Origin of the sequence: Vitiosangium sp. GDMCC 1.1324 (assembly GCF_003044305.1) — a bacterium.
GTDB lineage: Bacteria > Myxococcota > Myxococcia > Myxococcales > Myxococcaceae > Archangium.
In genome coordinates this window covers 231,487-245,047 of sequence record NZ_PZOX01000016.1, presented here as the reverse complement: position 1 = coordinate 245,047, position 13,561 = coordinate 231,487, and the positions used below count along the sequence as shown (strand labels likewise).

The window sequence follows — 13,561 nt, the reverse complement described above, 5'->3', positions numbered from 1 at the left end:
TCTCCACTCTGTATCCCCTGGAAGCGACTCGGTTTTTCGGGAGGCAGCAGCAAAGTGGTCACACCGTATGCACCTCGCGTTGCCCATCCGTCGCCCTGGCGGGTCTAATGGATCGAACTGGGTTGGACCCGCTCTCCGAGGTGAACGATGGTCAAGTACATCCAGCAACTCGCCAACGACATGATGAAGAGCCTGGAGCTGAACGCGCTGGTGAACGGCGACATGTATGGCGATGCAACGGAGGCCGTGAAGAAGCAGAAAGCCGACCTGAAGGAAGTGAGAGACATGCTCAAACTCACGGGTACGCCCGACGAGCAGATCCGCGAAATGACGGGCTCGACTGACTTCAGGATTCTCAGCGTGTGCGGCACGGTGTCGACCGTGCTCTGCCAGATCTTCCTCGACACCCAGAAGTTCAACTACCGATTCGACTTCGAGAATCGAAGCAAGGATAAGGGCTACTACAAGGACCTGATGACGCTCGGCAATGCGCTCGGCAAGCGGGACGAAAAACAGTCGCACCTCCTGCGCGTTGACTGCGACTCGCACAGCTATGTGCTCTATCTTCCCCCCTCCAAGGACAGCGCCTATCTCATGCAGGGAAACATCGCCAAATGCATGACCCAGTTCACGCTCCAGGAATGGATGAATAGCAAGAAAGCGTTCCTCGAGCTGTCGATGGAGAAGCACTACAAGCTGCTCACCTCCATCTGGGACTCGAAAGCAGTCCAGGCTCCCTACAAGGACGTGCTCATCGAGGTGTTCTCCATCAACGACGGCGACAAGAAGAGGAAACTCGACCCCTTCAAGGCCACCAAGATGACCTTTGTCTTCCGGGAGTTCGACGAGGCGTCCGCCGTGGCGAATGTGAAAGACCTCTACAAGCGCGCCGGAGTGCATTGACGGCCCAGCCACGCCGCGAAGCCGCGGAGGCCCGGGATCTGGTAGCTCCAGAAACCCTCGATGGCCTCGCGCAACGCACGCTCGCTCTCGTGCTCCACGAGGATGGCGGCCAGCATGCGCCGGGTGTTCTCGAAGATGCGGGTGAGCACGAAGCGCGCGGCCGAGCTCACGCGCACGCCCGGGTGGGTGGTGCGGATCTGCTCGAGCGTGGCGGAGACCAGTTGCTCGACGAAGCGCTCGCCGTAGTGCGCATAGGCCGTGCCCTCGGCGCGGTCGAGCAGCACCACCACGGCAAGCCGGTTCTCCACCCAGAAGCGGAGCATCTCCTCGCCATGGTCCTCCTCGCGCCGTGGTGCGTCGCTCAGCGCCACCTGCGCGAGCGCGCGCACGCGGTGCTCGAGCAGCGACTCGAAGCGCTCCGCCAGGGTGGGCGTCACGACCGCGTCGAACAGCTCCCCCTTGCTCGCGTAGTAGCGGTACAGGCTCGCGGTCCCGAGCCCGGCGCCTTCCGCGATGGCCGTCATCGTCGCGCCGACGTAGCCGTGCGCCGCGAACACCTGGAGCGCGGAGGCGAGGATGCGCTCGCGTACATCGTCTTTGAGGACCTGGGGCATCAGGCGTCGAACAGCCGGGGATACGAGTAGGGTGCCCACCGATGATGCCACGGCCGCGCGGCCTCGAGCTGGTAGGCGAGCCCGAGCAGCAGGGTCTCCGCCCCCGGGGCCGCGGCGAAGTGGATGCCGATCGGAAGCCCCTCGTCTGACCAGTGGAGGGGGACCGACATGGCCGGGCAACCCGCGATGTTGTGGATGGGCGTGTACCCCACGGCGTGCGCCGTGCGGCGCAGCAGCTCCTCCCGCGGGAGGACAGGCGAGAGGTGCCCGAGCCGCCACGGAACGGTGGCGAGCGTGGGCGTGAGCACCACGTCGTAGCGGGCCACGGCCGCCAGGTAGCGCTCCGCGCTGGCCGCGAACTGCGCGCGCGCCCCTGCGAGAGCTCCGGGCCCGCGGCGCTGGAACTCCTCGGCGAGCGCCCAGCTGAACGGCTCGAGTTCGCGGCGCTCCACCGGCCGTCCGCGCAGCTGCCCCATCATCCCGACCGCCCCAGCGACCGCGGCGCCCGCCACCAGGAAGAACGCGTCCCCCAGCGCGGGTCCATCGAGCGCGGACGGTGCCACCGGCTCCACGTCGTGTCCGAGCGACACGCAGAGCGCCACCGCCTCGTCGTAGGCGCGGCGCACCGCGGGCTCGGGCTCCTCCCCCACCATCGTGCGGGTCCACGTCCCGATGCGCAGGCGCCGGGAGATCGGCTCCCGGACATAGCCGACGGGAGGAAGGCCGGCGTCTCGCGCCTCGGTGAGGGACAGGAGCAGCGCGCTGTCACGCACCGAGCGGCTGATGCAGTGCTCGCTGACGAGCGCGCCGAAATCCGAGGTGTCCAGGCTGGCCGGCACGCACCGCCCGCGGCTCGGCTTGAACCCGAACAGCCCGCACACCGAGGCGGGGATGCGCACGGATCCGCCCCCGTCGCTCGCGTGCGCGAGCGGCACCAGTCCGGCGGCCACGGCCGCGGCCGAGCCTCCAGACGAGCCCGAGGCCGAGACCGAGAGGTCCCACGGGTTGTGGGTGACGCCGTCCAGGAGCGTCTCGGTGCTGCCGAGCAGGCCGAACTCGGAGGTGGCGCTCTTGCCCACCGTGACCAGCCCCGCCTCGTCCAGCCGCGTGCTGTACGGCGTGCCCTGCGGGGCGACGTTGGCCGCGAACAGCCTCGAGCCGATCGACCAACGCAGGCCCGGGTAGGGCGTCACGTCCTTCACCAGGAATGGCACCCCCGAGAACGGGCCCGCCGCGGGCCTCACCGCGCGGGCGCGCTCGAGGTCCAGCGCGGGGATTGCATTCAGCAGCGGGTTCAGCGCGTCGATCCGCTCCGCGCACGCCTCGAGCAGCTCCGCCGCACTGAGCTCGCCGCGGGCCACCAACTCCGCCTGCGCCACGCCGTCGAGACGGGCGAGACCTCCCAACCTTGCCATGGGACGACCTCCTGTTCCTCGAACACGAAACGCGAACACCATGTTCCCGTTTCGCACCGGCGTCAAGAGCACGCAGAGGGCGGATGAGCGGGCTGTCGAGGGGGCGGCGGGCGATGTTGGACGGGTCGGTCTCCGCGGGCGTGGCGCGTGGACAGCGGGCAGTAGCCGTCACAGCCCGTGCGCTCCGCGCGTCCTCCGGACACCCCCTTTCACAGAGAGGACAACGAGCATGGCAATTACCTGGTTCTTTGGCGCAGACGAGACTTCCAAGAACACCACCTCCACGACCGTCACGGCGGCGATGAAGGCGCTCCAGGATGCGGACAATGCCCTGGCCAACCCGACGGCAGGGCCGGCGGCCGCGGCCCTGGCGACATGGTTCGGCGGAGGCATCGCCACCAAGAGCGACCGCATCGAGAAGCTGCGCAGCAACATCCGAACCATGCGCGCCTGCCTCAACTCGTGGAACGTGAGCATCACCTCGGGTGGCGCGGACCCGAACACGAACGCGGCGTGTTTCCAGCCGGTGTTCATCACGAAGTTGGGCCGGCAGGAGCAGAGCTGGGTCATCATCCAGGCGGTGGCGGCCAAGGGCGGCTCTCAGAAGGTGGACCTGCCGGGCGGAGACAGCCTCATGCCCCAGGACGCGCGCTTCGCCATCACCGTCTACAACAACTTCCTCAACATGCCGCTGGACGGCGCGCACCTCGCCGTGAGCGCGCACCAGCAGGACCGCATCGAGACGCTCATCCACGAGATGTCCCACGCCATCGCCGGGACGAAGGATCAGGTGCTGGCCAACCACACGGCGGCCTATGGCCGTGCGAATGCCATCGCGCTGGTGGCCGAGGACCCCGCCAAGGCGTTCGACAACGCGGAGAACTGGGGCCTGTTCTGCGCGTCGCTCCGCCAGTGAGGTGACGGGAGAGCTCACGCTATCACTCGTGAGCTGCCCGAAGGCGCCGGGCGGGGCGTGGAGTTGACGACCCGGGAACCAGATTCCTATCTTTGCCGATGAGCGCGCCGGCCCGCGCGCAACCCTCGTTCGCCAGCCCATGCCTGGCGCGCCAGGAGGGCAAAGGGGAGCCTTCTCCTCGGGCAGGTGTCCGCATCGCACTCGCTTCTCGAGCGGGCGACCAGCGCATGGGGCTTCTCGCACCGCCAGAGGTGGGCGATGACCGTCAAGAAGGATCTGAAGAAGCGTATCCGTGAGCGCCAGGAGAAGACGGGCGAGTCGTATACGACCGCGCGGATGCACGTGCTGAACCAAGGCCCGTCCGAGACACCGGAGGTGCGCCCGGTGGTGCTCCGGGAGGTGACGCCACTGGCCGAAGCCATGGGGCTCAAGGGCAAGGCATTCCTCTCGTCGCACTTCCCCGGGCAGCTCACCCGGCCGGCCCTGGAGCGACTGCGCGAGGTGCTGCTGGCCACCCAGGGCGAGCCCGCAACGCGGCGGATGCGCGCGGTGCTCCTGCGCGGCGAGCCGGACACGTTGGAGCTCGTCTCGCTCGCACTGGAGTTGTGGGGCGAAACGCGCGTGTTCACGCGAGACCTGCGGCTCGGCATGAGAGGCCCCAGCCGGAGCGGGCGCACCCTCTCGTTCGAGCTACAGGCGGACGGCAAGCACGTCACGGTGGTGGCGACGCTCGTGCCGTCGCTGAAGGGGACGCCGAGGTTGATGCTCAGCACGGGCGAGGACTACCTGCGCGCGGAGCAGGTCCTGGACGATCCGGCCGCACTGCTCGAGTCGTTCGCCCTCCTGGACATGCGGCAGTAGCTACAGCAGCCGCGCCAGCTCCATCACATGCGCGTCATGCTCGCCGGCCTGGGCCAGCGCCTCCGCCAGCCGCTGCACGTAGTCCCGGTTCGAACCGCTGGGACCGTGGGCGGAGCGCACCACCGCAGCGATCTCCTCCAGCGTCGAGGGCCCCACGTAGTGGGGATTGGAAGGACCGGCCACGTACACCAGCGCCTCCAGCGGCGGGGGCTCGCGCGTCTCCAGCATCACCTGGTGCCGCTCGTAACCGCCCTGCTCTCTCCAATCCAGGTGGGTCAACACCTCCTCCACCCGCTCGGAGGCAATCCGGTACGCCACGCCCCAGCAGCGCGCGCCGGGCTCGGGCACCAGCGTCACCACCCGCCCGGGCGCCTCCGGCACGCCCCGGTGGTCCGTCGAGCCCTGCCAGAAGCGCCGCCCCCAGTTCCTCAGCCACGCCTCACGGCGCTCCTCGTACGCGAAGGAGGGACGGAAGATGAGCGAGCCATAGCCGAATATCCACATGGGAACGTCCTCATTCTCCCTTGACGACAATACCGCTCGGCACCATACAAGCGCCCGGTCGGCATCACGAGACCGGCCGGTATCAGGAAAACATTCCTCCAGCGGAGTCGTTGTCGGCCGTTGCGTATGGGCCTCGGCGCCTCCGTGGACGTTCAAGCAACACCCCGCGAACGGGGTCCTCGCGAGGGGAATATTCCCCGGCGGGGCCGCGAGCCAGCCTCCCCATCCCACCCCACCTCCGGAGCATTCCGATGATGACGCTACGCACCTTCCTTTTGCGCGCCACACTCGCCGCGTCCTTCACGACCGCGACCGCGGCTGTGCTGGTGCCTCCCGCTGCCCAAGCCGCCGCGCCGCAGGTCAAGACCCAGGCCCCTGGCTTCTACCGCATGATGCTGGGCGACTTCGAAGTCACGGCCCTCTCCGACGGAACCGTGCCCCTGCCGATGGACCAGTTGCTGACCAACATCGCTCCCGGTCAGGCCAAGAAGGTGCTGGCCCAGTCGTACATCGATGTGCCGGTAGAGACCTCGATCAACGCCTTCCTCATCAACACCGGCTCCAAGCTGGTGCTGGTGGACTGTGGCGCCGGTGAGCTGTTCGGACCGAGCCTCAATAAGCTGGTCCCCAACCTGCGCGCGGCTGGCTACCAGCCAGAGCAGATCGACGCGGTGCTGATCACCCACCTCCATAGCGATCACGTGGGCGGGCTGACGGTGGGCGGCAAGCTGATCTTCCCGAACGCCACGGTTCACGTGGACAAGCGCGATGCCGACTACTGGCTGAGCACCGCCAACATGGACAAGGCTCCGGCCGACAAGAAGAGCCTGTTTCAGGGTGCGATGGCTTCGCTGAATCCCTATATCGCGGCGGACAAGCTCAAGACGTTCGAGGGCGACACCGAGCTGTTCCCTGGCATCCGCGCCATCCCGACCCCGGGCCACACTCCCGGACACAGCTTCTACGCCGTGGAGAGCAACGGCCAGAAGCTGGTGTTGTGGGGTGACGTGATGCACGTGGCCGCGGTGCAGTTCCCCCAGCCGTCGGTGACCATCCAGTTCGACTCCGACTCCAAGGAGGCTGCGGCCCAGCGCAAGAAGGCCTATGCCGACGCCGCGAAGCAGGGCTACTGGGTGGGCGTGGCACACGTCTCGTTCCCTGGCCTTGGCCACGTGCGCGCCGATGGCAAGGGTTACACCTGGCTGCCGCCCAACTACAGCACGACTGGTCATTGATACGGCAGCAGGGGAGTCGGCAGCAGTTCCGGCTCCCCTCGTTGTCTCGAGACGCCGCCCACGCTTCGTCGGCTACGGCGTCTGGAGTTCCCGCACCTCGAACGTCATGCCCGCGCGCCGCAGGCGCTCGACGAGCCGCAGCCCCATGCTCGAGGCGGGGGTGAGGACTCCACCCTGGGCGGGCACCTCGTCGAAGGCCAGGCACAGGGCCGACTCGGCGAGCATCCGCGACGTCGCCGCGTAGCCGGGGTCTCCGCTCGCTGCCACCTTCGCCTCCAGCCTCACGGGGCGTCCGCTCTTCCCGGAGGTGCCCTCGCCCACGAGCCGCACCTCGAAGTGACCGCGCTCGCGCTCCTCGGCGGAGGGGCCCTCGCCGGGAGCGGGCAGCACCTTCCGCTCGAGCAGGCGCCGTACCGCGGGCACGGTCGTGGCCACCATGAAGGCGCCGAGCCCCGCGGACAGACCGGCGGCATTGAGCATCCCCTTCACGCCGGGGGCGAAGCTGGACACCTCGGAGTAGACGAACTCCCGGCCCCAGGGGTAGCCCAGCAATGCATTGGAGCGCCGCACCACGCGCGTGTTGACGGCCGCCATCACGAAGGGCCCCGTCCACCGGCCGAGCTCCCGGCTGTAGCGCACGCCGAGCTGGTCGCGCTCCTCGGGGCTGCCGCGGCGCGGCTCGGGGTCGAGCGCGTGGGGGTTGCCCAGCACACGGCGCACGTCGCGGTTCGCCATGGACTCGTCCACGGACTGCAGGAGGCTCGCCACGGTGCCCCCGCTGAAGCCGCCCCGCATCTTCGTCACATGGAAGCGCACGCGCGAGCAGTGGCCTCCGTGGTGCTCACGCATGTGCTCCTGGAGCGTGAGCATGCCCAGGTCCGAGGGGATGGAGTCGAAGCCACAGGTGTGGACGATGCGCGCCCCCGTCTCGCGCGCCTGGGCGTGGTGGGCGTCGATCATCCGGCGCATCCACTGCACCTCGCCGGTCAGATCGCAGTAGTCCGTGCCGCCGCGAGCGCAGGCGGCCACCAGCTCGTTGCCGTAGCGCGCGTAGGGACCGACCGTGGAGATGATGACGCGCGTGCGAGCCACCAGGGCGTCCAGCGAGGCCGTGTCTCGCGCGTCCCCGAGCAGCACGGGAAGCCCGGCGCAGGCGGGGTTGAGCGCGGCCAGCCCCGAGCGGACCTGCTCGAGCCGAGCCCGGTCGCGGCCAGCGAGGGCCCAGCGTGCACGGTGGGTGTCCTGGTTCCGGGCGAGGTACTCAGCGACGAGGCGGCCGGTGAAACCGGTGGCGCCCCACAGGACGACGTCGAACTCGGCTTTCGAGGAATCGGGCATGGGCCAAGGGGGGGCGGACGTCAGAAATCCTCGGGCTTGGGGCCCTGGTAGGTGACGGCGAAGGGGTCGAACGTCTCCTCCTTGCGCTTCTTCTGCTCGCGCTGGACGGACACGTACGGCTCGATCTTCACCCGGAGCCCGAACACCTTCGGGTTCTTCTTCGTCTCTTCCGGCTTCTGTCCGAACTGGTCGCCCTTGGAGTCGCTCATGGCGCCCGCATTCTAGCGCAGAACGGCCGGGCGAGGGACCGAGCGTCCTGAATCCGATGATGGAACCTGGCATCCGGACAGACGCCCCCCTCCTCCGGGCCGGAGCGGGAAGCGTTTGGCGAGCCACTGGTTACGATGGCTCCGCCCCATGCCCACCCTGCGCTCCCTCCTGCTGCTCCTGGTCGCCCTCGCCCTGCCCCTGCGAGCGAGCGCCTTCTCGGTACCGGACCACGAGATGATGACCCGGGCGTCCATCGACGCGGTGCTCGCATCGGGCCACTACCCCGAGCTCGCGGCGCACGAAGCGGTCGTGGTGGAGGGCAGCCGGGCAGAGGACCTGAACCTCCCCGTCAAGTGGGCCGGCTATCACCACTTCTTCCACCCGGGCACCTCGCTCGACTCTTCCGTCCGCAAGGACTCCGGAGCGCGCGTCCGCGTCCTCTGGCAGGAGGCCGAGGAGGCCGCGAGCCATGGTGACCTGGCACAGGCCTTCGATCGCGTCGGCCACCTGGTGCACCACATCCAGGACATGGCCGTGCCCATGCACGTGGTGCCGGTGATGCACGGGCTCTCGGACCGCTTCGAGCAACACGCCGCGGGGCAGGCCTCCCTCGGGAGGGAGATCGCACCGCTCTCTGGCGAAGAGGCACAGCTCGCGCTGGCCCGGGAGACGCTGGAGGTGATTCGCACGAGCTCGCTGCCCGTGCAGGGAGGAGCCATTCCCTGGAGCGCGTTCTGGGCGGAGCCCACCACGAACAAGCCGGGGGCGTTTGGCAGCTACGGCGTGGTGGGCAACGCCTTCGATTCGACGGAAGTGCGCTGGCAGGGGCGGACGTGGAAGGTGGACCCCTCGGCGTATGACGACTTCGTGGATGCGCGTGTCGAATCGGCCGTGGCCTACTCCCGCGCATTCCTCGTCTGGGCCACGGCGCGGCTCGCCGAGCTGGCATCAGCTCGCAACCAGGCCATGCGGCCGAACTGGAAACCTTCTCCCGCGCTCGCCCTGGAATTGCTGGGAGGCGCCATCACCTCGATGCGCGGCGCCACACCGGTGGCGGGCTTGCGAGCCCTGTTCCCCCTGCCCTGGGCGATGGGGCTCTCCGCGGGCTACGCACGGGCCCTGGGCAATCCGCTCCAGGGAGCAAGTGGAGGCGCCTGGTCGCTGGCGCTGCACTCTCCCCCACTGCTGACGGCGCGGCTCGGCTACTCGGGAGGGCTCGACCTGCGAGCCACGGCTGGTGCGGGCCTGTGCTCCCTGAATGGAACGCACTACCCGGAGCTGCCGGTCGGACTGCGTGTCCACGCGCTGCTCAACCGGAGGATCTCCGTCAGTGCGGAGGCGCAGTACCGGGCGCTCACTCCCGCCACGTCCCCCTGGGCCCACGGCGTCGCCTTCACCGTGGGGACCGGCCTCACCTGGGGCGACAACTAGGCGGACGTGCCGGGGCCCTCCCCCTCGTCCAACACGGACAGCACCACCTTGCCCACCGTCTCGCGGCCTTCCAGCCGCCGGTGCGCCTCGGCGGCCTCGGCCAGCGGCAGCTTCAAGCCGATGAGGATCCGCAGCCTTCCCTCGGAGACGTCCCGGATCAACGACTCCAGGGCCTGGTAATTCAGCCCGGGAGGATGCGGGGTACGCAGCCAGTACGCGCTCACCTTCAGGGACTTCTCGAAGAGCGCCTCCACGTCCACCGGTGGCGGGGAACCGCTCGCGGAGCCATAGCTCACCAGGTGCCCGAAGGGCGCCAGGACCTGGAGACTCCCGGCCCACGTGCTCGCCCCCACCGCGTCCAGGACGAGGTCCACGCCCCGGCCTCCCGTGCGCCGGTGGACCTCCGCCACCACGTTCTCGTGGTCGTAGCGGATGACCTCGTCCGCGCCCAGCTCCCGGACGAGCCGGGCCTTCGATTCACTCGACACCGTGCCGAAGACGCGCGCTCCCGCCGCCTTCGCGAGCTGCACCGCCAGCACGCCCACGCCTCCCGCCGCGGCATGGACGAGCACCGACTGACCCTCGCGCACCTGCCCCACCGTGCGGACCAGGTGGTACGCCGTCAGCCCCTGCACCGGCACCGCGGCCGCGGCCTCGAAGGACACGCCATCGGGGAGGAGGACGAGCTCGCTCGCCGGAGCCTTCACGCACTCGGCGTAGCTGCCAGTGGTCAGCGCGACGGCCCGTCGCCCCATGAGGACCTTGCCCACGCCCGGACCCACCGCCGAGACGACGCCCGCGGCCTCGCTCCCCAGGATGCGCGGCAATGGCACCTGGGAGTCATAAAGCCCACGCCGCCGCTCCGTGTCCGCGAAGTTCACGCCTGCCGCGTGGACCTGGAGCAGGACTTCACCCGGTCCTGGCTCGGGTTCCGGCACCTCATCGAGACTCAACACCTCGGGCCCACCCGTCCGGTGGTAGCGGATCGCTCTCATGGCGCGCTCATATAGCGGGACACGTGTGGCTCCGCCCGGCCTTCTCCGCCCGCGTTCTCTAGCCCGCCATCTCCCTGGCGAAGCGGCGGACCAGGAAGTCGATCCACGCACGAATCTTCGGAGCCACGGTGCGCCCGGGCGCGTGGATGGCCCAGATGGTCATGTCGGGAAGCGCATACTCATCGAGCACCGTCACCAGCCGGCCGCTCCGCAGCTCCTCGGACACCACGAACAGGGGAAACTGCCCGAGCCCCATGTGCGCGAGCACCGCGGCCTTGAGGGCCAGACTGCTGTTGGCCTGCAGGGGACCCGTGACCTGGACGAGGAACTCCCCCTCGGCCCCGCGCAGCCGCCAGGTCGCCCCCGTGGACAGATACGAATACTGCACGCACCGGTGTTGGCGCAGCTCCTCGGGTCCACGGGGGGTGCCGTGCCGCTTCAGGTACTCGGGCGTCGCGCACACCACGCGCCGCACGGACGTGAGCTTCCTCGCGACGAGCGACGAGTCTGGGAGCTCCGCGATGCGGACGGAGACATCGAAGCCGTGCTCGACGAGATCCACGATGCGGTCATCGAACTGGAGATCGAGGGAGATCTCCGGATAGCGCTCGAGGAACTCCGGGACGGCGGGGACCACATGCAGGAGCCCGAAGGTCATGGGCACACTCACGCGCAGCCGGCCGCGTGGCTTGCCCCTCAGCCGCAGGACCTCCGCCTTGGCCGCCTCGAGCTCGTCGGCCATGCGCCGGCACCGCACGTACAGCGCTTCCCCCTCGGATGACAGGGACAGCTTGCGCGTCGTGCGGTGAAGGAGCCGCACGCCGAGGGTGTCTTCCAAATGCATGACCTGCTTGCTGACTGTCGCCTTGGATACACCCAGCGAGCGGGCCGCGGCGGTGAAGCTCCCGGTCCGCACCACCTCGGCGAAGGCGAAATAGAGACCGACGTCCTCCATTGGTACGCTCCTGGAAACAATCCTTTTCGATTCAGCGGATTGTGTCCACCAGGAGAAACACCCATAAAAACTCCGTGAAGGCGCACGAAGCGCCCCTCAAAGAAGACGACGCCCATGCCCTCCAGGAGCCCGACGTTCACGATGCTCACCGCGCTGCTACTCCAGGCGGTTGCCTGTACCCCGGCCCGGAGCGAGCCCCCTCACGGCGCCCAGGTGCCGGGCCTGGAGCCGGCCTTCCGCCTGTCCCGGAGGCAGGGATCCGCGCCGGGCGTCAGCGATGCACCTCCCGGGACGCAGCTCGCGCAGAGGCAACTGACCCAGCAGGCACCACCCACGCTCCAGGAGGAGCTCTTCACCCGGGCCTCGGCCCTGCCGGATGTGGAAGTGGCCCCCAGCCTCGTCTCCGTCCCGGGTGCTCGAGCCTTCGTCCTCCGGCCGGAGGCGGCCAGAGGACCCCGAGAGGCCTTCCAGGCCGGAACCGAGTTCGCCCACATCCACCCGGCGGACGATGGCAGCTTGCACATGAAGCTTCCTCCGGCACTGGCCGAGCAGGTGTACCAGGAAGGCTGGGGCGTCCCCCATCCCCGCTCCGGAACGCCCCTGGTCTATGGGCCGCGTGACCCGGCCGAGCTGGAAGTCGTGTGGCAACTGCTTCTGCGCTCCCATGCGTGGGCACGCGGCGCGCCCGGGGCACAGCTTTGATGGATGAATCACCCTGAACATGGAGAGAAGAAGGTCATCATGAAGATCCTTGTCACTGGAGCAACGGGGTACATCGGTTCGGCCGTAGCGGAGTCCCTGACTCGCGCCGGCCATCAGGTCCAGGGGCTGGCCCGCTCGGATGAGGCGGAGCAGAAGCTCCGGTCGCACGGCATCCAGCCCGTGCGCGGAGACCTCGCGAACACCACCACGATCGCGGCGCTCGTCCAGGGCGTCGACGCGGTCATCTGGACCGCGACCGCCAACAGAGAGGACGTGGACGCGCCCGCCGTCGCGGCGATGCTGGAGCGGATGGCGGGGTCGGGAAAGGCCTTCCTGTACACGAGCGGCGTCTGGGTGCACGGCGAGACGGGAGGAACCGTGGCGGACGAGACCCGCCCGCTGAACCCGGCGAAGCTCGTGGCCTGGCGTCCGGCGGTGGAGCAGCGGGTGCTCTCCACACCGGGCATCCGAGGCATCGTCCTCCGTCCCGGTATCGTCTACGGGCGCGCGAGTGGCATCCCGGCGATGCTGGTGTCCTCCGCCCGCGAGGGAGGTGCGGCTCGCTTCGTGGGCCCCGGAGAGAACCACTGGCCCGTGGTGTTCATCGAGGATCTGGCGGACCTGTACCTGCGCGCCATCGAGCGGGCGCCCGCGGGCACGGTCCTCCTCGCCGTGCAGGGATCCTCGGTGAAGCTGAAGGACATCGCCGCCGCGGCGAGCCAGGGAGCTGGCAAGGGAGGCAAGACTGCCTCCTGGCCCCTGGAGGAGGCCCGGAATCAGTTCGGTGGGTTCGCGGATGCGCTGGCGCTCGACCAGAAGTGCTCCGCCCGCCGGGCAGAGCAACTCCTGGGCTGGGTGCCCAAAGGGCCTGGCATTCTGGACGAGCTCAGCCGCGGGTCCTACGCGCAACGCTGAACCCAGACGCCCGTCATCCAGCGCTGGGCCGGCAGTTCACCTCGACCAGGAAGTCTCCGGGTGCTTTGCAATACACCATCACACCACGGTTGTTGCGAATCACCTCGGAGACTTCCAATCCATCACTGCTCGCGCGCTCGCGGAACCCGTGCACGAGGTCTTCCCTGTCGACGATGAAACCGACGTGGAACCCCTCGGGATAGGCGTCTGTCTTGTTCTTGAGCCGCTGGAGGACGAGGACCAGGCCCTGGCGATCCGAGAGGATGGCGATGGCCGGTGACGCACGATTCGATTGCAGCTCGAAGTCGAAGTAGCGCTCGAAGAACAGAACCGTGCGCTGAACGTCGGGAACCTGCAGATCGATATGATTGAGCTTCATGGTGAGCCTCCGGAGACACACGAGTGCCTCGAGATGGCCGTGGGTTCTCGCCCGTGAGGGTGGAACAAGGGCTCCCACACTGGGAGTGACCGGGGCTCACCGAACCGGTCTGCCGTTTTTCGACCGGGGCGCAAACTAGAGCAGACCACCCCGTATTGCAACTCGAAAGTGATTGGAGCGTGCGGAGC

15 protein-coding genes are annotated in these 13,561 nt (G+C 68.6%); 7 read left to right on the top strand and 8 right to left on the bottom strand.

Annotated elements, in window-relative coordinates; translation table 11 throughout:
- The first annotated feature begins 147 nt into the window (after nucleotides 1–147).
- On the top strand, nucleotides 148–903 hold the full coding sequence (locus DAT35_RS37760) for a hypothetical protein (RefSeq protein ID WP_108074121.1): 756 nt from the start codon (nucleotides 148–150) through the stop codon (nucleotides 901–903).
- On the opposite strand, the gene DAT35_RS37755 is transcribed toward DAT35_RS37760, so the two are convergent.
- A complete protein-coding gene (locus DAT35_RS37755) occupies nucleotides 879–1,517 on the bottom strand; it encodes a TetR/AcrR family transcriptional regulator (RefSeq protein WP_108074120.1) in 639 nt (212 codons plus the stop codon). The two genes, DAT35_RS37760 and DAT35_RS37755, sit on opposite strands and share 25 nt — an antisense overlap.
- The gene (locus DAT35_RS37750) at nucleotides 1,517–2,932 is read right to left on the bottom strand and encodes an amidase family protein (RefSeq protein ID WP_108074119.1); all 1,416 of its coding nucleotides are present in this window, start codon (nucleotides 2,930–2,932) and stop codon (nucleotides 1,517–1,519) included. Before DAT35_RS37750 ends, DAT35_RS37755 begins: the two co-directional genes overlap by 1 nt.
- Nucleotides 2,933–3,161: 229 nt before the next feature.
- On the opposite strand from DAT35_RS37750, the gene DAT35_RS37745 reads away from it, so the two are divergent.
- Nucleotides 3,162–3,848 carry a M35 family metallo-endopeptidase gene (locus DAT35_RS37745; protein ID WP_158502075.1) on the top strand — a complete coding sequence of 229 codons (687 nt, stop codon included), beginning with the start codon at nucleotides 3,162–3,164 and terminating at the stop codon, nucleotides 3,846–3,848.
- Between the two features lie 258 nt (nucleotides 3,849–4,106).
- Nucleotides 4,107–4,709 (top strand): hypothetical protein, encoded by a 603-nt coding sequence (locus DAT35_RS37740; protein ID WP_108074117.1) that lies wholly within the window; start codon nucleotides 4,107–4,109, stop codon nucleotides 4,707–4,709.
- Here DAT35_RS37740 and DAT35_RS37735 read toward each other — a convergent pair whose 3' ends face one another.
- Nucleotides 4,710–5,213 (bottom strand): gamma-glutamylcyclotransferase, encoded by a 504-nt coding sequence (locus DAT35_RS37735; protein ID WP_108074116.1) that lies wholly within the window; start codon nucleotides 5,211–5,213, stop codon nucleotides 4,710–4,712.
- Nucleotides 5,214–5,464: 251 nt separating this feature from the next.
- Between DAT35_RS37735 and DAT35_RS37730 the strand changes: the two genes are divergently transcribed.
- Entirely contained in the window at nucleotides 5,465–6,448 is a 984-nt protein-coding gene (locus DAT35_RS37730) for an MBL fold metallo-hydrolase (RefSeq protein ID WP_233261954.1), read from the top strand.
- Between the two features lie 72 nt (nucleotides 6,449–6,520).
- Here DAT35_RS37730 and DAT35_RS37725 read toward each other — a convergent pair whose 3' ends face one another.
- Both DAT35_RS37725 and DAT35_RS37720 read right to left on the bottom strand, forming a co-directional pair.
- The gene (locus DAT35_RS37725) at nucleotides 6,521–7,786 is read right to left on the bottom strand and encodes a trans-acting enoyl reductase family protein (RefSeq protein ID WP_108074115.1); all 1,266 of its coding nucleotides are present in this window, start codon (nucleotides 7,784–7,786) and stop codon (nucleotides 6,521–6,523) included.
- A 20-nt stretch (nucleotides 7,787–7,806) separates the two neighbouring features.
- A complete protein-coding gene (locus DAT35_RS37720; protein WP_108074114.1) occupies nucleotides 7,807–7,995 on the bottom strand; it encodes a hypothetical protein in 189 nt (62 codons plus the stop codon).
- Between the two features lie 148 nt (nucleotides 7,996–8,143).
- Here DAT35_RS37720 and DAT35_RS37715 point away from each other — a divergent pair, with 148 nt between their 5' ends.
- Complete coding sequence (locus DAT35_RS37715; RefSeq protein WP_108074113.1) at nucleotides 8,144–9,427, top strand: hypothetical protein; 1,284 nt, start codon at nucleotides 8,144–8,146, stop codon at nucleotides 9,425–9,427.
- On the opposite strand, the gene DAT35_RS37710 is transcribed toward DAT35_RS37715, so the two are convergent.
- Both DAT35_RS37710 and DAT35_RS37705 read right to left on the bottom strand, forming a co-directional pair.
- Nucleotides 9,424–10,422 carry a quinone oxidoreductase gene (locus DAT35_RS37710; protein ID WP_199243112.1) on the bottom strand — a complete coding sequence of 333 codons (999 nt, stop codon included), beginning with the start codon at nucleotides 10,420–10,422 and terminating at the stop codon, nucleotides 9,424–9,426. The two genes, DAT35_RS37715 and DAT35_RS37710, sit on opposite strands and share 4 nt — an antisense overlap.
- A 58-nt stretch (nucleotides 10,423–10,480) precedes the next feature.
- A complete protein-coding gene (locus DAT35_RS37705) occupies nucleotides 10,481–11,377 on the bottom strand; it encodes a LysR family transcriptional regulator (protein WP_108074112.1) in 897 nt (298 codons plus the stop codon).
- Nucleotides 11,378–11,491: 114 nt separating this feature from the next.
- Between DAT35_RS37705 and DAT35_RS37700 the strand changes: the two genes are divergently transcribed.
- Both DAT35_RS37700 and DAT35_RS37695 read left to right on the top strand, forming a co-directional pair.
- Nucleotides 11,492–12,079, top strand: coding sequence for a luciferase family protein (locus tag DAT35_RS37700; RefSeq protein ID WP_108074111.1), 588 nt, complete (start codon nucleotides 11,492–11,494; stop codon nucleotides 12,077–12,079).
- A gap of 39 nt (nucleotides 12,080–12,118) precedes the next feature.
- Entirely contained in the window at nucleotides 12,119–12,994 is an 876-nt protein-coding gene (locus DAT35_RS37695) for an NAD-dependent epimerase/dehydratase family protein (protein WP_108074110.1), read from the top strand.
- 13 nt (nucleotides 12,995–13,007) lie between these two features.
- Here the strand turns inward: DAT35_RS37695 and DAT35_RS37690 are convergent, their stop codons facing one another.
- The gene (locus DAT35_RS37690; RefSeq protein WP_108074109.1) at nucleotides 13,008–13,373 is read right to left on the bottom strand and encodes a VOC family protein; all 366 of its coding nucleotides are present in this window, start codon (nucleotides 13,371–13,373) and stop codon (nucleotides 13,008–13,010) included.
- Nucleotides 13,374–13,561 lie beyond the last annotated feature (188 nt).